This window comes from Ruegeria haliotis (assembly GCF_013377785.1).
GTDB lineage: Bacteria > Pseudomonadota > Alphaproteobacteria > Rhodobacterales > Rhodobacteraceae > Ruegeria > Ruegeria haliotis.
Map to the genome: position 1 here is coordinate 118,214 of NZ_JABXWT010000010.1, position 22,145 is coordinate 140,358.

Here is a 22,145-nt window from a genome sequence, read left to right on the forward strand (position 1 = left end):
AATGCCTGTAGTTGTTGTAGAATCTCCGGCCAAAGCAAAAACGATCAACAAATATCTTGGCCCCGACTACACGGTTTTGGCCTCATATGGCCATGTCCGGGACCTGCCGCCCAAGGACGGATCGGTCGATCCCGAGCACGAATTCTCGATGAAATGGGAAGTTGGCGTCGACAGTCGCAAACATGTCAAAGCCATCGCCGACGCGCTGAAAGAAGACAATGCTCTGATCCTCGCCACTGACCCCGATCGCGAGGGCGAAGCGATCAGCTGGCACTTGCAAGAGGCGCTGACCAAGCGCCGCTCGATCAAGAAAGACACGCCGGTCAGCCGGGTCACCTTCAACGCCATCACCAAGGATGCGGTGACACAGGCGATGCAGAACCCGCGACAGGTCGACATGCCCTTGGTCGAGGCCTATCTGGCTCGTCGTGCGCTGGACTATCTGGTGGGCTTCAATCTATCCCCGGTTCTTTGGCGCAAGCTGCCCGGCGCAAAATCTGCGGGCCGTGTGCAATCCGTCTGCCTGCGCCTGATCGTCGAGCGCGAGATGGAGATTGAGGCGTTCAAACCGGTGGAATATTGGTCGGTGCGCGCCTTGTTCGAAACACCACGTGGTCAAACCTACGAGGCGCGCCTTGTAACGCTGGCTGGCAAGAAGCTGGACAAGCACGATCTGTCCAATGCGACGCAAGCAGAGCTTGCGGTGCAGGCGATCACCAGCCGTGCGCTGAGCGTTATCTCGGTCGAAGCCAAGCCCGCCGCGCGGAACCCTAGCGCACCGTTCATGACGTCGACCCTGCAGCAAGAGGCAAGCCGTAAATTTGGCATGGGCGCGCGCCATTCGATGCAGGTGGCGCAGCGGCTATATGAGGCCGGGTACATTACCTATATGCGAACCGATGGTATCGACATGGCACCCGAGGCCGTTACCGCGACACGCGAAACGATTGCGGATCGCTATGGCACAGAATACGTGCCGGATAGTCCTCGTATCTACAAGAACAAAGCAAAGAACGCGCAGGAGGCCCACGAGTGTATCCGTCCGACGGATATGAACCGGGACGCCAAGGCGCTGAAGATCACGGATGAGGATCAACGTAAGCTGTATGATCTGATCTGGAAACGCACCATCGCCTGTCAGATGGCGGCCGCCCGGTTGGAACGCACCACGGTCGAAATCGGCAGCGATGACAGTCAGGTCGGCCTGCGGGCCACCGGTCAGGTTGTGCTGTTCGATGGATTCATGCGCGTTTACGAAGAAGGTCGCGACGATGTAACCGACGACGATGAAAAGCGCCTGCCGCAAATCATGCAAGGCGACCCGGCGCCCTTTTCCAAGACCTCGCTGCGCGATCAGTTCGCCAAAGCGACCAGCGACGGCACGGATGGCAAAGTCGCGAAACAGGCCGTTCTGGCGGACAACGAATCCGTTCTGGCACTGCAACACCACACCCAGCCGCCGCCACGCTATACCGAGGCGACGTTGGTCAAGCGAATGGAAGAGCTGGGGATCGGGCGACCCTCGACCTATGCCTCGGTCGTGACCACGATTCAGGACCGCGAATATGTGCGCAAGGACAAGAACCGGCTGATCCCCGAGGAAAAGGGTCGGATCGTCACGATCTTTCTGCTGAACTTCTTCCGCCAATACGTGGGTTATGAGTTCACCGCCAATCTGGAAGAGCAACTGGATGATGTCAGCGCCGGTGGTCGTGACTACAAGGAGTTACTGAGCAAATTCTGGCGTGACTTCTCGGCAGCCATTGGTGAGACGTCGGAATTGCGGATCTCCGAAGTGCTGGACAAGCTGGATGAGGCGCTGGCGCCTCAGCTGTATCCGCCTCGCGAAGACGGGTCCGACCCCCGTGTCTGCCCAAAATGCGGCTTGGGTCAGTTGCATCTGAAAACCTCGCGCACAGGCGGATTCGTCGGCTGCGGCAATTATCCCGAATGCAACTATACGAGGCCCATCGCTGGTGAGGGTGCACAGGGCGAAGAACGCTTGCTGGGAGAAGATGCGGGTGACGACATCTGGCTGAAATCCGGACGCTTTGGTCCTTATGTCCAGCGCGGCGAATCCACCCCCGAGAACAAGAAGCCACCGCGCGCCTCGCTGCCGCGCGGCTGGAGCAAGGATGACATCGATCTGGACAAAGCGCTGACGCTGCTCAGCCTGCCGCGTCAGATCGGCGAGCATCCCGAGGGCGGCATGATCACCTCAAACTTTGGGCGGTTCGGACCTTACCTGATGCATCAGTTGGCGGATGAGGCAAAGCCGGTCTATGCCAACCTGAAAGATCCGAATGACGTCTTCGAGATTGGTATGAACCGGGCTGTCGAATTGCTGGCCGAAAAGCGCGCCAATCCGGGACGACGTGGACAGGCAGCGGCAAAACCCTTGAAGGAACTGGGTGAACATCCCGATGGCGGCGCGATTCAGATATTGGACGGGCGGTATGGGCCTTATGTGAAATGGGAAAAGGTCAACGCAACCTTGCCCAAGGACATCAAGCCCGAGGATGTGACGCTGGAAATGGCCGTCGGGTTGGCCAATGAAAAGGCGTCCAAGAAGGGGACGAAAAAGAAAGCGGCCCCCAAAAAGAAGGCGGCGGCCAAGAAGACAACCAAGAAAGCCGCGTCCTGATACGTTGGTAGGTAGAAATACCACCTAGCCCTTGGTTTCATTGACTTCCCAATGACGTGGCGGCACAACCTGCGCCATCACCATGTCATTGGGGGAGTTTTTCATGAAAAAAATCTACGGCAACGCCGCCGAGGCGCTCGACGGGCTGCTGCATGACGGCATGTTCATCGCAGCAGGCGGGTTCGGCCTGTGCGGTATTCCCGAACTGCTGCTTGAGGCAATCAAGGACGCTGGCACGCAGGACCTGACCTTTGCGTCCAACAATGCCGGGGTCGATGACTTCGGCATCGGTATCTTGCTGCAAACCAAGCAGGTCAAAAAAATGATCAGCTCTTACGTCGGCGAAAACGCGGAATTCATGCGTCAATATCTGGCCGAGGAGCTGGAGCTGGAATTCAACCCACAAGGCACGCTGGCCGAGCGTATGCGCGCCGGAGGCGCGGGCATTCCGGGGTTCTACACCAAAACTGGCGTGGGCACCGTGATCGCCGACGGCAAAGAGCACAAGGACTTCAACGGCGAGACCTACATTATGGAAGAAGGCATCTTTGCCGACCTCGCCATTGTCAAAGCGTGGAAGGCCGATGACACCGGCAACCTGGTGTTCCGCAAGACAGCCCGGAACTTCAATGTACCGGCTGCGACCTGTGGCAAAATCTGTGTCGCCGAAGTTGAAGAGATCGTCCCGCGCGGCTCGTTGGACCCGGATTCGATCCACCTGCCCGGCATCTATGTGAACCGCATCGTTCAGGGCAGCCACGAGAAGCGCATCGAACAGCGCACCACCCGTAAGACGGAGGAAGCATAATGCCCTGGGACCGCAATCAGATGGCCGCACGCGCGGCGCAAGAGCTGGAAGACGGCATGTATGTGAACCTCGGCATCGGCATTCCGACGCTGGTGGCGAACTATGTGGGTGACAAGGACATCACACTGCAATCCGAGAACGGCATGCTGGGCATGGGCCCCTTTCCCTTTGAAGGCGAAGAGGACGCAGACCTGATCAACGCAGGCAAGCAGACGATCACCGAACTGTCCCGCACCTCGTACTTCGATAGCGCGACTTCGTTCGCCATGATCCGCGGCGGCAAGATCGCTGCTGCTGTACTGGGTGCTATGGAAGTGGATGAAGAGGGTGATCTAGCCAACTGGATGATCCCAGGCGTGCTGGTCAAAGGCATGGGCGGTGCTATGGACCTGGTGGCCGGTGTCGGTCGCGTGATTGTAGTGATGGATCACACCAACAAGCATGGCAAATCCAAACTGCTGAAGAAATGTACTCTGCCCCTGACCGGCAAACGCGTTGTGAACCGCATCATCACCAATCTGGGCGTTCTGGACGTTGTCGAGGGCGGCTTGAAGATAGTCGAGATCGCCGAAGGTGTCACCGAAGACGAAATTCGCGCAGCGACCGAGGCGAATGTCGTCAATTGATCTGGCTTGACTAAAAAAGGGGCCCGCCGGATCTGGCGGGCCCTTTTTTAGTTCAAGTTTTGAAATACACACCCATCCGAAACAAGATCAGGTGGTGTTGCGCACAGCGCGCGCGCGATTTGAAAGGCGGCAAGAACCTTGGGAACGTAGTCACGGGTTTCGGCATAAGGCGGTACGCCATCGTGTTTTCGCACAGACCCCTCGCCCGCATTATACCCGGCCAGAACCAGAATCGGATCATCTCCGAACTCTTCCATCAGCCAATTGAGGTATTTTACCCCGCCCGCAATGTTCTGAGCTGGCTGAAGGCTGTCTTCCACTCCAAACCGGGCAGCCGTGGCCGGCATCAATTGCATCAACCCCTGTGCGCCCGCGGAACTGACTGCATCCACGCGTCCGGCTGATTCCACCGATATCACCGCCAAGACCAAAGCAGGCGAGACTTTGGTGCCAACGGTCGAACGCAGAATTTCAACTCCCTGCTGTTGGGCAATATTTTGTAGAGTTTGCAAACGCGGCGACACCACGCTGGTCGCTGCAAGAGCGTTTATTGCGTCGTCCAGCCGCCAGGCTCCGGCTTGCGCCAATTCCGGCGATATCTTCTCCCAGAACGCCTTGTACGACCCTTTTGGCACGTCTTTCACTCCCGCGTCCGGCGCGTTGGGCGGTGTCACCTTGGTTCGTGCAATGATTTCCGGCACAATCAATTCAGTACCTGTACTGGGCGCGGACGGGCTGGAAGCGTGCTGCTCAGGTGTGATCTGCACGTTCACACGCGGTCGCTCACCCGGTTTGGGGGCCTTGATCCGCTTGTAAACACCGCGTGGCTCGACTTCGGTCGCGGCCACCGGTGCGACGCCTACCGAAAGCAACGCCAACATGCCGGCGCATTTAAGTGCGTCCCGGAGATTCATTTTTGCCTGCCTCATGTTTTCGTTTTAGGCGATTTGAACCCCGAATCTTCCCGTAAGGCCAGAAAAACAAAGCGAAATGGGGCAATTTCGCCTCATTTGGCGCAATTTTGCATCGCCTCATCATCCAGAAATCATTTTGGCATAATTTTTTATTGTTTACTTTCAGTATCTTGGTGAACTCACTACCAAAAAGTTAAACCTCAGGGAAAAAAATCGGTGTTTGGCCCAATTCCTGCCACGCGTGAAGGGCAAACATAGTCCCATACCGAGACGGACGGGAGCGGACTGAGAGAGAAAGCTCTGGAAGACGCCGAGGTTCAATAGACTTTAAGATCCTTTAGGAGGGACACAACATGATCAAATTCATCAAAAATTTCCGCAAAGACGAAGACGGCGCCGTAACAGTTGACTGGGTTGTTCTGACCGCAGCAGTTATCGGCCTGGCAGCAGTTGCATACCAGCAGATCGAAGCAGGCGCGACCGGCTTGGCGACCGACGTCAACACCGCTCTGACCTCGGCAACCATCTCGACTGGTGACCGCACTGGCGCAGCTGGTGGTATCACCGGCGAAGGCACCAACAACTAAGTCTGAATTCCAATTCAGAATTGAAGCCGCGCCAGTTTTGGCGCGGTTTTTTGTGTCTGATCAGACACCTATTTGCGCATAGATTTTCGACTATCCCCCTTGCGTTTCAACTGCATCATGAACGGCCTACCCTAGGGTTAACAGCCGCCCTGCCAGGCTGACTATCAAGTTCAACTTAACTCGATGAGCGAAGTACACTTCCAACTGAGGTCGAAAAACACTGAATTTGGCGAGAAATCCTATATTTAGCCCCATTTCCGCCATCCGGACCAAGCAAAAGTAACCAAGACGTGAGAAACAGCGACAGCCGGTAAAACCAATTGAGTCGCAAGGTGAATATGCGTTCGGAGGGACTAAAGATGTTCAGGTTTTTAAAGAATTTCCACACCAAGGACGACGGGGCAGTCACGGTCGACTGGGTTGTGCTGACCGCCCTGATCATCGGCTTGGGGGCTGCACTCTTTTTCGCCATTCAAAACGCCACAAACAGTTTTAGTGGGAATGTAAACACAGCGTTGACCACGGCGACGATCAGCACCGGAGACAATGACACCGCAGGCGGAGTCGTATCTGCAGGCACTGCAGGCGGTAGCGGGTCTTCTTCGGGAGGCTCGGGTGGCGGATCCTCTTCTGGGGGAAGCTCGGGCGGAAGTGGCGGTTAACACTCCGAGTCCTTTCAGTTAAACTGCGAAATGCACTTAAAATGCTGCGGTCGAGAGAGCCGCAGCATTCTGCTGTTAACTCGGCTGCTTTGAGTTTTGACGTGAGAATTCATGTCATCAGATCGAACATCGCCGGAATTGCCCTCGGAAAATCTGAGCAGAAGAAGCTATTTGTCCCACATTTCGACACAATTGCAGTTTAGAAATTACGCTGTTTCAATGCGACCCTATGGTCGCTAAGTGTTCGACAAGACCAAACAAGAGGTGCATGCATGCGAGCGGTATTCGGACTTGTCCTGATTGTCGGGGTGGCCCTGGCTGGGGGTGCCGTGTACATGGCGCGCAATTATATTGCCGCTTACCAGGATGAACTTACGCGTCAGAGACTGGCCGCAGAGGAAGCCTTGGCGAACGCCAATGTCGAGGTTGTTCCAACAATGGGCGTCCTCGTCTCGACCCGTTCTCTGAAATACGGTGAAAAACTGAATCAGGAAGATGTGCGGGTCGTGGATTGGCCCGAAAACGCGATTCCCGAGGGAACTTTTACTGACCTCACCGTTCTCTTCCCAGAAACAGGTGACAGGGATCGCTTTGTACTGAGAGCCATGGAAAAAGATGAAGCGGTGATGGCTATCAAAATCACCAAGCCGGGTGAAAAGGCAGGCCTGACATCGCGCCTTGAAAAAGGTATGCGGGCCTTTGCGATCAGTGTTGATGTGGCGTCAGGCGTCTCCGGCTTTTTGCGGCCAGGTGACAATGTTGACATTTACTGGACCGGTTCCAGCGGCACGAACGTGGGCAATAGCGGCGGGATAACACGCCTGATTCAAACCAGCATCGAATTGATCGCCGTTGATCAAACAACGGGCTCAGACGTGACCGGAACCACGATTGCACGCACCGTGACAGTCGCGGCCACTCCGGAGCAGGTCGGGGCTCTCGCGCAGGCACAGAATACGGGTCGCTTGTCTCTTGCCTTGGTTGGCATATTGGATGAATCAATCGCGACGGCAATCGAGGTCGATCAGCGCAAGTTGCTTGGCATCAAAGAGGCTGCCCCGGCGCCGGAGCAAGTGCTCGAACAAGTTTGCACGACGCGTATTCGCCGCGGTGGAGAAATTGTGGAAACCAAGATTCCCTGCACAAACTGACACTAATTCAGCACGTTACAAGATCAGAGCCGCGCCAAAAGCGCGGCTCATTTTGTTGTAAATGTTGCCAATTATCCACATAAGGAAAATTCCGGAAACCATTGATTATTGCAATAAATTCGGAATTCGCGCAGTCTCTTTCATCACAGGGCATAAGACCCCAAAAATGAGGCGTGATCGGAGAGGCAGGTCACATGACAATACGTTACTGGATCAGCGCAACCCTGCTGGGGTTGTCGCTTGTTGTGGGCCCCGTCGGCGATGCCGCCTGGGCTGAAACTCTTCGCGTGGTAAAGAAGGGCACGGTGGAAACACTGGATGTCCCGATGAACCGGGCGATCGTTGTAGAAAGCGAACAACCGTTTGCAGAGCTCAGCATTGCCAACGCCGGCATTGCCGATATCTCGTCGCTGTCGGATCGCACAATCTATGTTTTGGGTAAGGCCCCTGGCCTGACCACGTTGACACTGTTCGACGGCACTGGAAATCTGTTGGCCAATGTTCGGGTCCGCGTCGCGCCGGATGTCACTGAGTTCAAAGAGCGGCTGCGTCAGATTTTGCCGAGTGAGCCGATCGAGGTACGCACCGCCAATGACGGAATCGTGCTATCGGGCACAATTTCAAGCGCCGCAAAACTGGCGCGTGCACTTGAACTGGCGGAACGTTACGCGCCTGAACGCGTTTCGAACCTGATGTCGGTTGGTGGTGTCCAGCAGGTAATGCTAAAAGTACGGTTTGCCGAAATGAACCGTTCGGTGGCAAAAAATCTGTCTGCCTCGCTGGGTTTCGGCGGCGGTGACGTCACCGCAGGCTTCAACAGCCTTAACAACCAACTGTCATTGAACAACGCATTAGCGAACAACATCCCGCTCACACAAACGGGTACAGGCGCTATCCTGTTCGGATTTGGCGCCGGGTCCACACAGGTTCGCCTGTTGCTGGAAGCGCTTGAAACCAAGGGGCTGGCCCGCAGCCTGGCAGAACCGAATCTCTCGGCCCTGTCCGGTCAGGAAGCATCATTTTTGGCGGGTGGCGAAGTTCCCATTCCAGTGCCGCAAGATGACGGCGTTGTCGCCATCGAATACAAAGCCTTCGGCGTCGAGATGGATTTTATCCCGCGCGTTGTAGATGGCGACCTGATCAACCTTGAAATGGGCACCGCAGTCTCGAGCATCGACACCAGCTCTGACTTCACCATCAACGGCGATAACGTTCCCAGCTTTATCACACGTCAGGCCAAAACAACCATCGAACTGCGTGACGGTGAGAGCTTTGCAATTGCAGGCTTGATCCAGGATGATTTTGCAGACCTAAGCAGTCAGGTTCCATGGTTGGGTGACGTCCCGGTTCTTGGAGCCCTGTTCCGGAGTGCGGAATATCAGCGTGAGCAAAGCGAACTTATCATCATCATTACTGCGCATCTGGTGTCACCGACCCGTGGCGAAACCCTTGCGTTGCCAACCGATCGTGTCAAACCGCCCAGCGAATTTGACCTGTTCATAAATGGCCGTGTTGCTCGCACCGAGCGTACCGGCTCCGGAGGAGCCTCGGAAGTCGCCAAGCAAGACTTTGGCAGCTCTTACGGCTACGTTCTAGATTGATCAGGAGGATAGGACCAATGCAGAAGTGGATCATCACACTGGGTCTAACGGTCGCTGTCGCCGCATGCACGCGAGAGGCCGGGTACGAAATTGATGCGGGTACGTTCGGAAATGCGACTCTGAACAATACCCAGGTCATGACCGGCGAATTGACCTATGCTCAGATCCTGAGCCGTCGCTTTGCATCGGAAGTGCCGAGTCAGATCAACTTTGCGTTCAACAGTTCCCAGTTGGACGCGTCCGCCCAGCGTATACTTTTACAGCAAGCGGATTGGATCAAGCAATTCCCGGAAGCCCGTTTCCGTGTTTACGGTCACACGGATGCCGTAGGATCAACCAGCTATAACAAAAGCCTGGGACTACGCCGCGCACAGGCGGCTGTAACGTTTCTTGTTCAGCAAGGCATATCACGATCGCGTCTTGAGGCCGTTGTATCATTCGGCAAGTCCCAACCGTTGGTAGCAACACCGAATCGGGACCGGCGGAACCGCCGCACGGTGACAGAGGTCTCTGGCTTTGTGGACCGCAACGCGCAAACACTGGACGGAAAATACGCCGAAATCATCTATCGTGAATATGTCGAGAGCGCGACAAGGACCAGCGCCATCCAGGAAGTCTCCGCCCAAGGCGACGGTGGATAATAAGCTGGAAATGGGCGACATCGTCGCCCATTTCCCTACAATTGGTTCTTTTGCGCCCAATTCTCGCCCAACTTCAAAGCGACATTGTGAACAATTGGGTGACCTGCGGCCTGAATTGGCCGCGTTGGGGTGACAGCAAATCAATCGGGGCGATCACCGCTCGTATGGGATGCTGAGCCTTTACGACGAGGATTGTGTTTATGACCAGCGCGACGCCGCAAGACGACAATACTGCCATCCTGGCCTGCACGATCAGCCGAGATGTCCAGAACTTTGATCTACTGATCGAAGATATGGAGGCTGCTCTGGGTGAGCGGTGGGGCGATCTTGGCTTTGCCGAGGCGCTAGCATTCTTCAGCCAACCCGAAGCCGATTCGTTGCAGTTTGTCGCGTTGGCCATTGATGGCGAAGACGAAGACAACCTTTCCCTGATGGGCGAGATCATCGGCCAGGCCAAGGACAAGAAGATTAAGGTTGTCCTGATCGCCGAGGACGTAACCCCCGCTTCGCTGCATCAATTGCTACGCAAAGGCGCGGACGAATTTGTCCCCTACCCTCTTCCGGAAGGTGAGCTGCAGGAGGCGATCGAACGGATAAACCAGCCTGACCCGGTTGCCGTGGCCCAGGCTGCAGCGGCCCCTCTGGCGGGCGGTGAATCCAAGGACGGCGCCTTGTTCGTGGTCCATGGGCTTGCTGGAGGTGTGGGAGCAACCACTTTGGCAGTGAATCTGGCGTGGGAACTGGCTTGCGTTTCGGACAAAGAAGCCCCGTCCGTGTGTTTGATCGACCTAGATCTGCAATACGGCACGGTTTCGACCTATCTGGACCTACCTCGGCGCGAGACGGTGTTTGAAATGCTGTCCGACACCGATTCAATGGATGAAGAGGTTTTCTCTCAAGCGCTTCAAACTTATGAGGAAAAACTGCAAGTCCTGACAGCACCGTCCGATATGGTGCCGCTGGACCTGATTACACCAGAAGACATCCAACGCGTGATCGACATGGCGCGCAAGCATTTCGATTACGTGATCGTGGACATGCCCAAAACGCTGGTCCTCTGGTCAGAAACTGCTTTGCAGGCGGCACATGTCTATTTTGCGGTGATCGAATTGGATATGCGTTCAGCCCAGAACGCGCTGCGTCTGAAACGCGCCTTACAGGCCGAAGAGCTTCCGTTCAACAAACTTCGTTTCGCCTTGAACCGGGCGCCGAAATTTACCGACCTGAACGGCAAAGGCCGCGTGAAACGGATGGGCGAAAGCCTGGGAATCTCGATTGACCTTCAACTGCCGGATGGTGGCAAACCCGTTATGCAAAGCGGTGACCATGGTCTGACGCTTGCAAGTTCGGCAGCCAAGAACCCACTGCGGCGTGAGATTGCGAAGCTGGCAAAATCGCTTCACAGCTTGGGCAGCAGCAGCGCAGAAGCCGCGTAACATCATCCCGAGGGGGGAGCCGCAGTGTTTTCAAGATATAAGAAGCCATCCGATGCGCAGCCGGTGCAAACACCGGCGCCCACCCCCAAAGCGGACACGGCTGCCGCACCGACTGCCTCTGCCGCCAACGCAGTGGCGCGTAAACCGGTCAATAAGAAATTCGCTGAAACGACTGGATCTGATCGTGACCGGAAGCGCAAAGAGCGTTTGGGCGAGATCAAGCTTGAGCTTCATCGCGAACTGCTGGAGAACCTGAACCTTGCTGCCCTGGAGAATGCAGCCGAAGCAGAATTGCGCACTGAAATCAGCGCGATCGCAAGTGAAGTTCTGGAAGCAAAAAACATTGTCCTGAATCGCGAGGATCGCTCTCAGCTGAACAAGGAGCTCTACGACGAAGTAACAGGTCTGGGGCCACTGGAAGCTCTGCTGCAGGACGAGACAGTCAACGATATTCTGGTTAACGGCCCCCAACAGATCTTTGTCGAACGAGACGGCAAGCTGGAAATCAGCGACATTACCTTCAAAGACGAAAAACACCTGATGCGGATCATCGATAAGATCGTGTCCGCTGTGGGACGTCGTGTCGATGAATCAAACCCCTATGTTGACGCCCGCCTGGCCGATGGTTCGCGTTTCAACGCGATGGTTCCGCCGATTGCCGTCGATGGCTCGTTGGTTTCAATTCGTAAGTTCAAAAAAGACAAGTTGGGCATTGATGATCTGGTCAATTTCGGTGCCTTTACCGAAGAAATGGCCGCGTTTTTGCAGGCCGCCGTTTCCACCCGCCTGAATATCATCGTGTCGGGTGGTACAGGTTCTGGTAAAACAACCACGCTGAACGCCCTGTCCAGCTTTATTGACGACGCCGAACGCATCCTGACGATCGAAGATACGGCGGAACTTCAGCTGCAACAGACGCACGTGGGTCGGATGGAAAGCCGCCCGCCCAACGTTGAAGGCAAAGGCGAAGTCAGCCCACGCGACTGTCTGAAAAACGCCCTGCGGATGCGTCCTGACCGTATCATCGTCGGCGAGACCCGTGGCGCCGAAGTGATCGATATGCTGCAGGCCATGAACACCGGCCACGATGGATCGATGACCACAATCCACGCCAACTCTGCCCGTGACGGAGTTTCACGTCTGGAAAACATGATCGCCATGGCCGGGATCGAAATGCCGATCAAAGCTGTGCGCAGCCAGATCTCATCGGCTGTCAATTTGATCGTGCAGGCCAGCCGCCTGCAGGACGGTTCGCGCCGAATGACTTCGATCACCGAAATCACGGGCATGGAAGGTGACGTGATCTCGATGCAGGAACTCTTTCGTTTTCAACGCGTTGGATTGACTCCTGACAACAAGATCATCGGACACTACACTGCAACAGGCGTACGCAGCCACTATTCGGAACGCTTCCGTCTGTGGGGCTTTGATCTGCCCGCGTCGATTTACGACCCAACCAAAATGTAGGAGATCTGGGTATGCAACTGCCTATGGAGGCAATTATCTACGTCGTGATCTTCGTCGGGGTCCTTCTCCTAGTCGAGGGGATCTACCTTGTGGCGTTTGGGAAATCCATCAGCCTGAACAGCCGGGTCAACCGCCGGCTCGACATGCTCGACAAAGGTGTCGGGCGCGAGCAGGTTCTGGAACAGCTGCGCAAGGAAATGCAGCAGCATATGAAAACGCAGAGTATCCCTCTGTATTCATTGCTGGCTGACAAGGCGCAAAAAGCGGCGATTGCGTTTTCGCCGCGACAGTTGATCATGATCATGTGTCTGGTGTCGGCCATGGCCTTCCTGGGGCTGAGCATCGGCACAGCGACCGACATCGTCTTGCGGGTCATCATCTCGATCGCAATCGGCGTCGGTGGTGTTTATGCCTGGGTCAACCACAAGGCCAAAAAGCGTATGGGTATGATCGAAGAGCAGCTGCCCGATGCGGTTGAACTGATGGTTCGGTCTTTGCGCGTAGGCAACCCGTTCGTGTCGACGATTCAGGTTGTGTCAAACGAGGTCCAGGATCCGCTTGGTACCGAATTTGGCGTCATTGCTGACGAGTGCGCGTATGGCCGCGAGGTCGGCGAAGCGCTCAAGGATATGGCCGAACGGCTGGACATGCAGGATATGCGCTTTTTGGCGGTTGCTGTAGGCATTCAGCAGCAATCCGGTGGTAATCTTGCCGAGATTCTGGCTGGCCTGGCGCAGGTCATCCGGGCCCGTTTCCGCCTGTTCCGTCGTGTCAAAGCGATTACAGCCGAGGCGCAATGGTCCGGCAAGTTCTTGTCCGGCTTTCCGCTGTTTTGCCTTGGGTTCATTCTGGTGAAGGACCCCGGCTACTACGACGAAGTTCTGGACCACCCCTGGTTCATTCCGATGTGCTTCTTCGTCGGCATCATGCTGACGCTGAACCTGATCGTTATGAAGATCATCACAAACATCAAGGTCTGAAGGCAGCACCATGGAATTTCTGACCCGCATCAACGACATGTTAACCCAAAGCCTCGGAGAGTTCGGCCCCCTGATCGTGGTCGGGGTTCTGGGATTGGTCATGGTCGGCGTAGCCGTATCGCTGATGCTGAATCAGCCTGAAGACCCGTTGAAAAAACTGCAACGGTCGAACACAGCACCAAAGAAGGGCAAAAAGTCCAAAAAAGACCAGCTCAGGACTGCGGGTCGGAACGAACAGTTGGAAAAATTTGCGACCTTTCTTGAACCAAAGAACGAGGAAGAGTTTTCAGCCATTCAGCTCAAGATGCGCCAGGCTGGTTATCAATCCAAAGATGCCGTGCGGTTTTACCACTTTGCGCAATTTGCCTTAGGCATAACCGGTATTGTGATCGGTGTGCTGTTGATCACCGTGCTGTCGGGCGGCGAGGAATATACCGGCCAGCAGATGATGATCCGTGTTCTTGTTCCCGGTGGTATCGGTTACATGATCCCCAGATACTGGATCACGCGCCGTGTAGAAGAGCGTAAAGAGGCCATCATCGCTGGCTTCCCCGACACGCTGGACCTGATGCTGGTCTGCGTTGAGGCCGGGCAATCGCTGGATCAGGCCATTGTTCGCGTGGCCTCAGAAATGAAATCCTCATATCCTGAAATTGCGCAGGAATTCGAGGTCGTCGCCTATGAGATGAAGGCCGGCAAAGACAAGGACAATGTTCTGCGTGACTTTGGCACGCGATGCGGCGTTCAGGACGTCAGTTCGTTTGTGACCGTGATGATCCAATCGGCGACATTCGGTACATCAATTGCTGAAGCTTTGCGGGTTTACGCTGGTGAGATGCGCGATAAACGGGTGATGCGCGCCGAAGAGGCTGCAAATAAGTTGCCTACCAAAATGACACTGGTCACAATGGGGCTGACGGTTCCGCCGCTGTTGGTCATTCTGGTGGGACCCTCTGCAAACGTCATTTCGAATTTCGGGGGCTAAAAACCCAATGACAGCAATGTTCGGGTGCATCCCTTTGGGGCTTCGCCGAGTGCTCAAAGCCACCATGGTTTTCGCCATGGTGGCTTCCTGCACAGAAGGTGATCTGTCCAACAGCCTCGACGCACCCGGAATTGACCCCAAAGGTCAGGCCGAAGACAATATCACGGTAGGAAACCGACTGATGGCGGTTGGAGAATACGAACTGGCGTTGGAGACCTTTACCCGCGCAGCTCTGGATCAAGGTATGACAACTCAGGTCCTGACGTCGATGGGCACCGCCAATCTGGGACTGCGGCGATTAGGGCAGGCAGAAAAACTGTTGCGCCGCGCGGTCGAGGATGAGCCGGACTGGCCAGTCGCATGGAATAATCTTGGCGTTCTCTTGATGGAAACCCAGCAATACGCCGAAGCGGCACAGGTATTTCAACGTGCCTATGCGCTGGACAATGGCGAAAGTGACGCAATCCGCGACAATCTGCGCTTAGCACTCGCAAATATGGAAAACCCTGTTAATAATACCACAAAAGAACAAGAATATACGCTGGAGCAGCTTGGCGACGGGCAATTTTCGCTACGTAAGCTCCCGTAACAGAGGCAAGAGCAGTAAAGGACGCAAAAATGCGCCAACAATTCTTGATTCCGTCCATCATCCTGAGCGGGCTTATTCTAACCGCTTGCGAGAAGGAAACCGAAGAGGAAAAGGTTGAACGCACCTTTCAGGAAGTGAACGTCATTGACGAGACTAACCTGAACGACGTGCTGTTGAACGCTGCCGACCCGAACGAGGCAGTGACCTATTTCCACAATGCCGCCAGCAAGAATCCTGACCGGATCGATCTGCAGCGTGGCTTGGCCATTTCATTGAGCCGTGCGAAACGCAGCACCGAGGCCACAACAGCCTGGAAACGCGTGACGACCATGAAAGGCGCGAACAACGCTGACAAGGTCGAATACGCCGACGCACTTGTCAGGAATGGAGACTGGGCACAGGCCAAAGCCGTCCTGGACAAGGTTCCCCCCACATTCGAAACCTTCAAACGCTACCGACTGGAAGCGGTGGTTGCGGATTCCAGAAAAGACTGGAAGCGCGCGGATCATTTCTATGAAACCGCCGTTGGACTAACGACGCGCCCGGGCGGTGTCATGAACAACTGGGGCTACTCCAAACTGACGCGGGGCGATTACTCGGAAGCTGAGCGCTTGTTCACAGACGCGATCCGTCAGGACAACACACTGTTCACGGCAAAGAACAATCTGGTTCTGGCCCGCTCGGCGCAAGGAAATTACAACCTTCCCGTTGTCCCCATGTCTCAAGTCGAACGGGCCCGTTTGCTGAACACGATGGGCATCTCGGCTGTCAAACAAGGGGATGTGACAACCGCCAAGAACCTGTTCCGCGAGGCGATTTCCACTCATCCACAGCATTTCGACGAAGCGGTCCGCTCGCTTCGGGCACTTGAGGAATCCTGACACATGAACATCCCTGCGGATGCTGCGGCCTGGTTCTTGCCGTTCGTACTGCCTATTTGTTTTTATGTCGCCTTCACGGACATGCGTGAAATGCGGATCAAGAACCATGCGGTTATGACGCTGGCCTTGGTGTTTGTTGTGGTAGGTCTGATTGCCCTTCCGCCATGGTCGACGGGAACGATCAGCGGGAATCTTGGACCATTCGCGGTCGCCTTACCCATCTATGTCTGGCAGTTGCTGCATATCGTCATCGTATTGATAGTTGGCATTGTTTTGAACGCCGCAGGCACTATGGGTGCGGGGGATGCAAAGTTTCTGGCAGCGGCCTCACCGTTTGTCTGGTTTGCGGATTTGATGTTGTTGGCCGCTATTCTGACAGCCAGCATTCTAGGGGCAGTGGCGACGCATCGGTTGGCAAAACACAGCAGATTGCGCACGATTGCACCGCATTGGGAAAGCTGGGACAGGGGCAAACAATTCCCTATGGGTCTCGCCTTGGCCGGAGCCTTGGCCATGTATCTGATTTTGGGCACTGTTCTCGGATCGTAAACGATCATCTGCGCGCCTTGTCCCCGCCTTGGTCCCGCCACAAAGCTGCGCCAGATTTCCCACAAGTCGCCCTTTGACGGGCATTTGGCGTTACAATTGGACAGACGAGCAACGCTCATGAACATGCAAACCTCCTCCGTTATAGCCCCCCCTGCCCCCAAAGGGCTGGGTGAAATGCAGCTCCCAGTGGTGATGATGCGGGACATTCTGTTGAAAACCATCTTTCGCAAGAATGTCGATACCGTCTCGGAAGTCGCCGAGGCCATCTGCCTGCCGGGCTCCGTGACCCAGGAGCTGATCGACATGTCGCGCGAGCAGAAACTGCTTGAGGCGACTGGTACGCTAAACGCCAACAGTGGCAACGAAATGGGTTATCAGCTCACGGATGCAGGTAAGGCCCGCGCGTTGGATGCGCTGAGCCAGTCAGAGTATTTTGGCGCCATGCCTGTGCCGCTGGATGTGTATCGCGAACAGGTCAAACGCCAGTCGATCCGGAACATTCAGGTCACCCGTGACCAGCTAACAGGCGCGATGGGCCATTTGGTTCTGCCCGACAGCCTGCTCGATCAGCTGGGGCCTGCGGTCAGTGCCGGACGCTCAGTTCTGATGTATGGCCCGCCGGGAAACGGTAAATCCTCAATTTCCAACGGGATTCGCGATGCGCTGGGCGACAACGTCTATGTGCCGCGTGCAATTGAATACGCCGGTCAGGTGATCACCGTCTATGATCCGATCGTGCACAACGCAATCGAGCAGGAAGCTGACGATCCCAACAGTCTGCGTCGCCGCAAGCGGTTTGATACCCGTTATGTTCAGTGTGAACGCCCGACCGTGGTGACAGGCGGTGAACTGTCGCTGAGCATGCTGGATTTGGTCTATAACCCCACCGCGCGAACCTATCAGGCGCCGTTGCAGCTGAAATCGACCGGCGGCATCTTTATCGTGGATGACCTTGGCCGTCAGGCCGAGCCACCGCAGGCGCTGATCAACCGCTGGATTGTTCCGCTGGAAGAAAACAAGGACATCCTCGGTCTGCAATCAGGCGAGAAATTCGAAGTCCCGTTTGATACGCTGGTGATCTTCTCGACCAACTTCCACCCGAACGAAATCTTCGACCAGGCTGCTCTGCGACGGATTTTCTTCAAGATCAAAATCGACGGACCGAACCAGGAAAACTACCTCAAGATCTTTGCAATGGTCGCCCGCAAACGCGGCGTACCACTGGATGAGGGCGCACTGGTACATCTGCTGAAGGTCAAATATCCGACCATCGACAATATCTACGCCAACTATCAGCCGATCTTCCTTATCGATCAGATGATTTCGATCTGCGAGTTTGAAGGCATCCCCTATCAGATGAGCCCCGAGTTGATAGATCGCGCCTGGGCCAACATGTTCGTCAAGGAAGAGAAAATCATCCACTAGGCCCGTCAGCCCCGTGCCATTTTGATCCCGGGTGGATAATCTGCCGACATGACGCAGATTCCCACCCGGATTGCAGCTTGGTTCGCCGCCAAGGGCTGGTCCATCCATCCGCATCAGCAAGAGATGTTCGACCGGGCGCAAGACCCGGCAAGTCTGCTTATCGCGCCTACTGGTGGCGGCAAGACGATGGCGGGGTTTTTACCCTCTCTGGTAGAGCTTGCTGACGGTGGGCACAAAGGTCTGCACACGATCTACGTTTCACCCCTCAAGGCGCTGGCGGCGGATATCAAACGCAACCTGCGAACCCCGGTTGACGAGATTGGGCTGCCAATCCGGATCGAAGACCGAACGGGCGATACTTCGGCCACCCAGAAAAAGCGACAGCGCGCGGACCCACCGCATATTCTGCTGACAACGCCTGAGAGTTTGGCGTTGCTGACGTCCTATGAGGATGCACCCCGCATGTTCGACGGGGTGCAGCGGGTTGTAGTTGATGAGATCCACGCCCTTGCCGAGAGCAAACGAGGGGATCAATTGATGCTGGCTTTGGCACGCCTACAACACCTTTGCCCCGATATGCGTCGCGTAGGCCTGTCTGCGACAGTTGAAGACCCGGCCGCGATTGCGCGCTTCCTGGCCCGTCATCCTGATCCGTGTCGGATCATTCAGGCGGATCCCGGCCCTGATCCTGATATCTCGATGCTGGAAACCCAAGAAATGCCCCCTTGGTCCGGGGGTGGCGCTGCCTATGCGATCCCTGCGGTGCTGGACCAGATCAGGCAACACAAGACGACGCTGATCTTTCACAACACCCGCGCGCAAGCCGAGATATTCTTTCACAACATCTGGCTTGCCAATGACGAGGGCCTGCCCATTGGCATCCACCACGGCAGTCTGGATCGGCAACAACGCGAAAGGGTTGAGGCCGCTATGGTACGTGGCGATCTGCGGGCCATTGTCTGTACCGGCAGTTTGGATTTGGGCATTGACTGGGGCGACGTTGATCTGGTGATCCAGATAGGCGCGCCCAAAAACGTCAAACGGCTAGTACAGCGGATCGGGCGAGCCAATCACCGCTACAACGCCCCCTCCAAGGCGCTGCTGGTGCCCGCTAATCGATTCGAAGTGGTTGAGTGCGTCGCCGCTCTGGAAGCTGCCAAGGCACATGAATTGGATGGCGAATCACGCGGATCTGGCCCACGGGATGTGTTGTGCCAACATATTCTCATTGCGGCGGCGGCAGGCCCATTTAATGCCAATACGTTGTTTACTGAAATGACCTCGGCCGGGCCTTATGCTCAGCTAACCCGCACCGAATTTGATGCTTGTCTGGAGTTCTGTGCGACTGGCGGTTACGCCCTGCGTGCCTATGACCGCTGGCAACGACTGCAACAGCGGCCAGACGGGTTGTGGCAACTGCGTGATCCACGGGCGGCTCAGCGTATCCGCATGAACCTGGGCACCATTCAGGACACGGACACTCTGAAAGTACGACTGAAGCGCAATCGGGGTGGCAAACCTTTGGGCGAGGTTGAAGAGACATTTGCCGCCTCACTGACGCCGGGCGATACATTTCTGATCGGTGGGCAGATCGTGCGCTATGAAGGGCTGCGTGAAATGGTGGTGGAGGTCAGCCGCCGCGCTGACAAGAAGCCCAAAATCGCCACCTTTTCGGGCACCAAGTTTGCAACATCCACGCAGCTGAGTGAGCGGATACTGCACATGTTCGCGCAGCCGGACTGGCCGCAACTGCCATCCCATACCGCCGAGTGGCTGGCACTGCAGAGAGATATGTCCCACCTGCCCCAACGTGACAGGTTGCTGATCGAGAGCTTTCCCAATGACGGCCGCGAAAACCTGTGTGTCTATGGCTTCGCCGGGCGCAACGCGCAGCAGACACTTGGCTTGTTGCTGACCAAACGAATGGAAGAAACCGGGTTGGCGCCCCTTGGGTTTGTCGCAACCGACTACGCCACGCTGATCTGGGGGCTGGATGAGGTGACAGACCCGCGCCCTCTGTTCCAGTTGGGCGCCTTGCGTGACGGGCTGGACAAGTGGCTGGCCGGAAACGCCGTGATGAAGCGCACCTTTCGCGCGTCGGCCACAATCGCAGGGCTGATAGAACGCAATATCGGCGGGCAGCGCAAAAACGGGCGGCAGGCGACGTTCTCGTCCGATATCCTGTATGATACGCTGCTGAAATATGATCCCAATCACTTGTTGATGCAGATCACCCGTGAAGAAGCCATGCGTGGGTTGGTCGATTTCGGCCGAATCGAGGCCATGGTTGCCCGTATTGGTGACAGGATTGATTTGCTACGGCTCGATCGTGTTTCGCCTCTGGCTGCGCCGCTGTTTCTGGAGGTCGGCAAAGTTCCGGTCAAAGGGGCCGCCGAAGAAAGGCTACTGGCGGAAGAAAGCGCACGCCTGTTGCAAGTGGCCGGTCTGCAACCGATGTGATTTTCCTTGCACCGTTATGCGAAACAGGCAAAGAACGTATCATGAACGGGGTTGATTTTTCTTTTGCCGATCAGCATCTGTGCGCCTTGGCATCCGGGGCGCTCTGGTGGCCGGATCTTAAGTTGCTGTGCGTGTCAGACCTGCATCTGGGCAAATCCGAACGGATGGCCCGGCGCGGGGCGCCCGCGCTGCCACCCTATGACAATCACGATACGCTGAATCGACTTGCTGTGGATCTCGAAAGAACCAAAGCTGAGATGGTCGTTTGTCTAGGCGACAGTTTCGACGATCTGGATGCCTCCATAACCCTAGAATCTTGCGAAAAAATGCAAATTTCCAGTCTGCAGGCGGGCCGTCGCTGGATCTGGATCGAAGGCAACCACGATCCCGGTCCTATCGAACTTGGTGGAACTCACTTGTCCGAATGGACCTGCGGCCCGCTGGTCTTCCGTCATATCGCGCAGGCTGGTGGCCAAAGCGAGGTGTCTGGTCACTATCATCCGAAGGCAAGCGTGCGCATCAAGGGACGGTCCATTACGCGGCCAGCATTCCTGCTGGACTGCAATCGTCTTATTCTGCCTGCTTATGGGACCTACACTGGGGGGTTGCGCAGTTCAGATCCGGCGCTTTCGAATTTGATGGAAACCGGGGCCATGGCCATCCTGACCGGATCGCAACCGCAGATCATTCCAATGCCGCGTCGTGTCTAGATCAGGCCATCTTCTTCCAGCTTCGGCTTGTATTTCCGACTGACCGGAACAAAATCACCGTTCTTCAATCGGAGGAACGTCTTTCCATCCACCTTTTCGGTGCCAACAATAGAGGCATCGGTCACCCAATGGGAGCGATGAGAACAATGCCCCGGCACCGGCTCCATCTCGGCGATTGCATCTGTAAACCGCGACCGGATGGTAAAGGTGCCCTCGGATGTGACGACGTCGACATTATGGTCTTTGACGGTCAGGCGGCAAATCTGACCTTGGAACGAGGCTGGCAACCGTCTGACAAGGCGCGGTGTCGTTGGTACAGGTTCCTCGTCTTCTGGCGCGCTCAGGTCACCCCTTCGCGCAAGGAGCAATCCTGCAGAAAACAGCACGCCATATATAGCAACAGGTTGCGCCCCGGGTGCTATGTGACCACCAAATGTAAATAGCACCCAAGCCAGCATCCAAAGCGAAGGGGTGAACAGCGCCAGGATCAAACCGGCAAACACAAGATCACGCGCTGGCAGATTCAGTGGTGTCAGGTTTTCACGAACCAGTTTCCGTGCTGTCCAAGTCACCGTCAGGGCAAGAACCATCACCCCGGACCAAAACAACAGGCGCAATGCAAACGGCAAGTCCGAGACCAGAAAGGGTGGAAAGGTATAAGCCAGCAAAGGCAGGAAAACGAAACCTGCGACCACCCGCTGCGGACTGCAAACATTTCGGACTAAATTCAACTTTGACGTCATACCAACTTAACGAGCCAATCCCCAAGGCCCAGCTCAAACGTCACAAGTGGTTTGCGTCCATACTTGGTAACTGGCTGGAAAAACAGGATTATCACGATTTACCGAACAGTCAACCCATTTGACAAGGGGTTGACTTCTGACGTTCAGAATTGAGTGGATCTATTTGGTCAAACGAACCGGCCAGGCCCCGGTAAAGGCCCGACCATCGTTCTTCAGGCGGTCAGGCCTTCGGGTTCTGGCAGGTCATTTGCGCGGCTGCATGCGGTGAGGGTATTGGCCAGCAGGC

At 55.9% G+C, this 22,145-nt stretch carries 20 protein-coding genes; 18 read left to right on the forward strand and 2 right to left on the reverse strand.

The annotated features are described in order from the left end of the window. Position 1: 1 nt before the first annotated feature. The 3 genes from topA to HW561_RS16060 all read left to right on the forward strand — a co-directional run bounded on the left by topA (position 2) and on the right by HW561_RS16060 (position 4,078). Positions 2-2,644: a type I DNA topoisomerase gene (gene topA / locus HW561_RS16050; protein WP_176866355.1), complete on the forward strand. Its 2,643-nt coding sequence runs from the start codon at positions 2-4 to the stop codon at positions 2,642-2,644. Positions 2,645-2,747: 103 nt separating this feature from the next. Beyond that, complete coding sequence (locus HW561_RS16055) at positions 2,748-3,452, forward strand: CoA transferase subunit A (RefSeq protein ID WP_176866356.1); 705 nt, start codon at positions 2,748-2,750, stop codon at positions 3,450-3,452. Then, entirely contained in the window at positions 3,452-4,078 is a 627-nt protein-coding gene (locus HW561_RS16060; RefSeq protein WP_176866357.1) for a CoA transferase subunit B, read from the forward strand. The genes HW561_RS16055 and HW561_RS16060 overlap by 1 nt, the downstream gene beginning before the upstream one ends. Positions 4,079-4,125: 47 nt before the next feature. Here the strand turns inward: HW561_RS16060 and HW561_RS16065 are convergent, their stop codons facing one another. Then, positions 4,126-4,992 (reverse strand): lytic transglycosylase domain-containing protein, encoded by an 867-nt coding sequence (locus HW561_RS16065; protein WP_176866358.1) that lies wholly within the window; start codon positions 4,990-4,992, stop codon positions 4,126-4,128. A gap of 353 nt (positions 4,993-5,345) precedes the next feature. Between HW561_RS16065 and HW561_RS16070 the strand changes: the two genes are divergently transcribed. The 15 genes from HW561_RS16070 (at position 5,346) to pdeM (ending at position 21,116) form a co-directional block, all read left to right on the forward strand. Further along, the gene (locus HW561_RS16070) at positions 5,346-5,579 is read left to right on the forward strand and encodes a Flp family type IVb pilin (RefSeq protein ID WP_176866359.1); all 234 of its coding nucleotides are present in this window, start codon (positions 5,346-5,348) and stop codon (positions 5,577-5,579) included. A 359-nt stretch (positions 5,580-5,938) separates the two neighbouring features. Next, positions 5,939-6,241 carry a Flp family type IVb pilin gene (locus HW561_RS16075; RefSeq protein WP_176866360.1) on the forward strand — a complete coding sequence of 101 codons (303 nt, stop codon included), beginning with the start codon at positions 5,939-5,941 and terminating at the stop codon, positions 6,239-6,241. Between the two features lie 272 nt (positions 6,242-6,513). Next, entirely contained in the window at positions 6,514-7,392 is an 879-nt protein-coding gene (cpaB, locus tag HW561_RS16080) for a Flp pilus assembly protein CpaB (protein WP_176866361.1), read from the forward strand. 194 nt (positions 7,393-7,586) lie between these two features. Beyond that, the gene (locus HW561_RS16085; RefSeq protein WP_176866362.1) at positions 7,587-8,993 is read left to right on the forward strand and encodes a type II and III secretion system protein family protein; all 1,407 of its coding nucleotides are present in this window, start codon (positions 7,587-7,589) and stop codon (positions 8,991-8,993) included. A 17-nt stretch (positions 8,994-9,010) separates the two neighbouring features. Beyond that, entirely contained in the window at positions 9,011-9,634 is a 624-nt protein-coding gene (locus HW561_RS16090; protein WP_176866363.1) for an OmpA family protein, read from the forward strand. Positions 9,635-9,834: 200 nt separating this feature from the next. Further along, complete coding sequence (locus HW561_RS16095) at positions 9,835-11,070, forward strand: AAA family ATPase (protein ID WP_176866364.1); 1,236 nt, start codon at positions 9,835-9,837, stop codon at positions 11,068-11,070. A gap of 24 nt (positions 11,071-11,094) precedes the next feature. Then, positions 11,095-12,537, forward strand: a complete 1,443-nt coding sequence (locus HW561_RS16100; protein ID WP_176866365.1) for a CpaF family protein — start codon at positions 11,095-11,097, stop codon at positions 12,535-12,537. Between the two features lie 11 nt (positions 12,538-12,548). After that, the gene (locus HW561_RS16105) at positions 12,549-13,517 is read left to right on the forward strand and encodes a type II secretion system F family protein (protein WP_176866366.1); all 969 of its coding nucleotides are present in this window, start codon (positions 12,549-12,551) and stop codon (positions 13,515-13,517) included. A gap of 10 nt (positions 13,518-13,527) precedes the next feature. Further along, on the forward strand, positions 13,528-14,502 hold the full coding sequence (locus HW561_RS16110; protein ID WP_176866367.1) for a type II secretion system F family protein: 975 nt from the start codon (positions 13,528-13,530) through the stop codon (positions 14,500-14,502). Positions 14,503-14,509: 7 nt separating this feature from the next. Further along, positions 14,510-15,091 carry a tetratricopeptide repeat protein gene (locus tag HW561_RS16115; RefSeq protein ID WP_408015393.1) on the forward strand — a complete coding sequence of 194 codons (582 nt, stop codon included), beginning with the start codon at positions 14,510-14,512 and terminating at the stop codon, positions 15,089-15,091. Between the two features lie 29 nt (positions 15,092-15,120). Then, positions 15,121-15,972 carry a tetratricopeptide repeat protein gene (locus HW561_RS16120; RefSeq protein ID WP_176866368.1) on the forward strand — a complete coding sequence of 284 codons (852 nt, stop codon included), beginning with the start codon at positions 15,121-15,123 and terminating at the stop codon, positions 15,970-15,972. 3 nt (positions 15,973-15,975) lie between these two features. Next, positions 15,976-16,521, forward strand: coding sequence for a prepilin peptidase (locus HW561_RS16125; protein WP_176866369.1), 546 nt, complete (start codon positions 15,976-15,978; stop codon positions 16,519-16,521). A gap of 117 nt (positions 16,522-16,638) precedes the next feature. Continuing rightward, a complete protein-coding gene (locus HW561_RS16130) occupies positions 16,639-17,946 on the forward strand; it encodes an ATPase (protein WP_176866370.1) in 1,308 nt (435 codons plus the stop codon). A gap of 48 nt (positions 17,947-17,994) precedes the next feature. Next, positions 17,995-20,406: a ligase-associated DNA damage response DEXH box helicase gene (locus HW561_RS16135; protein WP_176866371.1), complete on the forward strand. Its 2,412-nt coding sequence runs from the start codon at positions 17,995-17,997 to the stop codon at positions 20,404-20,406. Positions 20,407-20,447: 41 nt separating this feature from the next. Then, positions 20,448-21,116: a ligase-associated DNA damage response endonuclease PdeM gene (gene pdeM, locus HW561_RS16140; protein WP_176866372.1), complete on the forward strand. Its 669-nt coding sequence runs from the start codon at positions 20,448-20,450 to the stop codon at positions 21,114-21,116. Here pdeM and HW561_RS16145 read toward each other — a convergent pair. Beyond that, positions 21,113-21,811 (reverse strand): LytTR family DNA-binding domain-containing protein, encoded by a 699-nt coding sequence (locus HW561_RS16145; protein ID WP_328803298.1) that lies wholly within the window; start codon positions 21,809-21,811, stop codon positions 21,113-21,115. The two genes, pdeM and HW561_RS16145, sit on opposite strands and share 4 nt — an antisense overlap. Positions 21,812-22,145: the final 334 nt, after the last annotated feature.

Excerpts from the sequence above, each read along its gene's own strand:
- topA (WP_176866355.1), top strand. The coding sequence starts at position 2 with ATGCCTGTAGTTGTTGTAGAATCTCCGGCCAAAGCAAAAACGATCAAC.
- HW561_RS16055 (WP_176866356.1), top strand. The coding sequence starts at position 2,748 with ATGAAAAAAATCTACGGCAACGCCGCCGAGGCGCTCGACGGGCTGCTG.
- HW561_RS16060 (WP_176866357.1), top strand. The coding sequence starts at position 3,452 with ATGCCCTGGGACCGCAATCAGATGGCCGCACGCGCGGCGCAAGAGCTG.
- HW561_RS16065 (WP_176866358.1), bottom strand. The coding sequence starts at position 4,992 with ATGAATCTCCGGGACGCACTTAAATGCGCCGGCATGTTGGCGTTGCTT.
- HW561_RS16070 (WP_176866359.1), top strand. The coding sequence starts at position 5,346 with ATGATCAAATTCATCAAAAATTTCCGCAAAGACGAAGACGGCGCCGTA.
- HW561_RS16075 (WP_176866360.1), top strand. The coding sequence starts at position 5,939 with ATGTTCAGGTTTTTAAAGAATTTCCACACCAAGGACGACGGGGCAGTC.
- cpaB (WP_176866361.1), top strand. The coding sequence starts at position 6,514 with ATGCGAGCGGTATTCGGACTTGTCCTGATTGTCGGGGTGGCCCTGGCT.
- HW561_RS16085 (WP_176866362.1), top strand. The coding sequence starts at position 7,587 with ATGACAATACGTTACTGGATCAGCGCAACCCTGCTGGGGTTGTCGCTT.
- HW561_RS16090 (WP_176866363.1), top strand. The coding sequence starts at position 9,011 with ATGCAGAAGTGGATCATCACACTGGGTCTAACGGTCGCTGTCGCCGCA.
- HW561_RS16095 (WP_176866364.1), top strand. The coding sequence starts at position 9,835 with ATGACCAGCGCGACGCCGCAAGACGACAATACTGCCATCCTGGCCTGC.
- HW561_RS16105 (WP_176866366.1), top strand. The coding sequence starts at position 12,549 with ATGCAACTGCCTATGGAGGCAATTATCTACGTCGTGATCTTCGTCGGG.
- HW561_RS16110 (WP_176866367.1), top strand. The coding sequence starts at position 13,528 with ATGGAATTTCTGACCCGCATCAACGACATGTTAACCCAAAGCCTCGGA.
- HW561_RS16115 (WP_408015393.1), top strand. The coding sequence starts at position 14,510 with ATGACAGCAATGTTCGGGTGCATCCCTTTGGGGCTTCGCCGAGTGCTC.
- HW561_RS16120 (WP_176866368.1), top strand. The coding sequence starts at position 15,121 with ATGCGCCAACAATTCTTGATTCCGTCCATCATCCTGAGCGGGCTTATT.
- HW561_RS16125 (WP_176866369.1), top strand. The coding sequence starts at position 15,976 with ATGAACATCCCTGCGGATGCTGCGGCCTGGTTCTTGCCGTTCGTACTG.
- HW561_RS16130 (WP_176866370.1), top strand. The coding sequence starts at position 16,639 with ATGAACATGCAAACCTCCTCCGTTATAGCCCCCCCTGCCCCCAAAGGG.
- HW561_RS16135 (WP_176866371.1), top strand. The coding sequence starts at position 17,995 with ATGACGCAGATTCCCACCCGGATTGCAGCTTGGTTCGCCGCCAAGGGC.
- pdeM (WP_176866372.1), top strand. The coding sequence starts at position 20,448 with ATGAACGGGGTTGATTTTTCTTTTGCCGATCAGCATCTGTGCGCCTTG.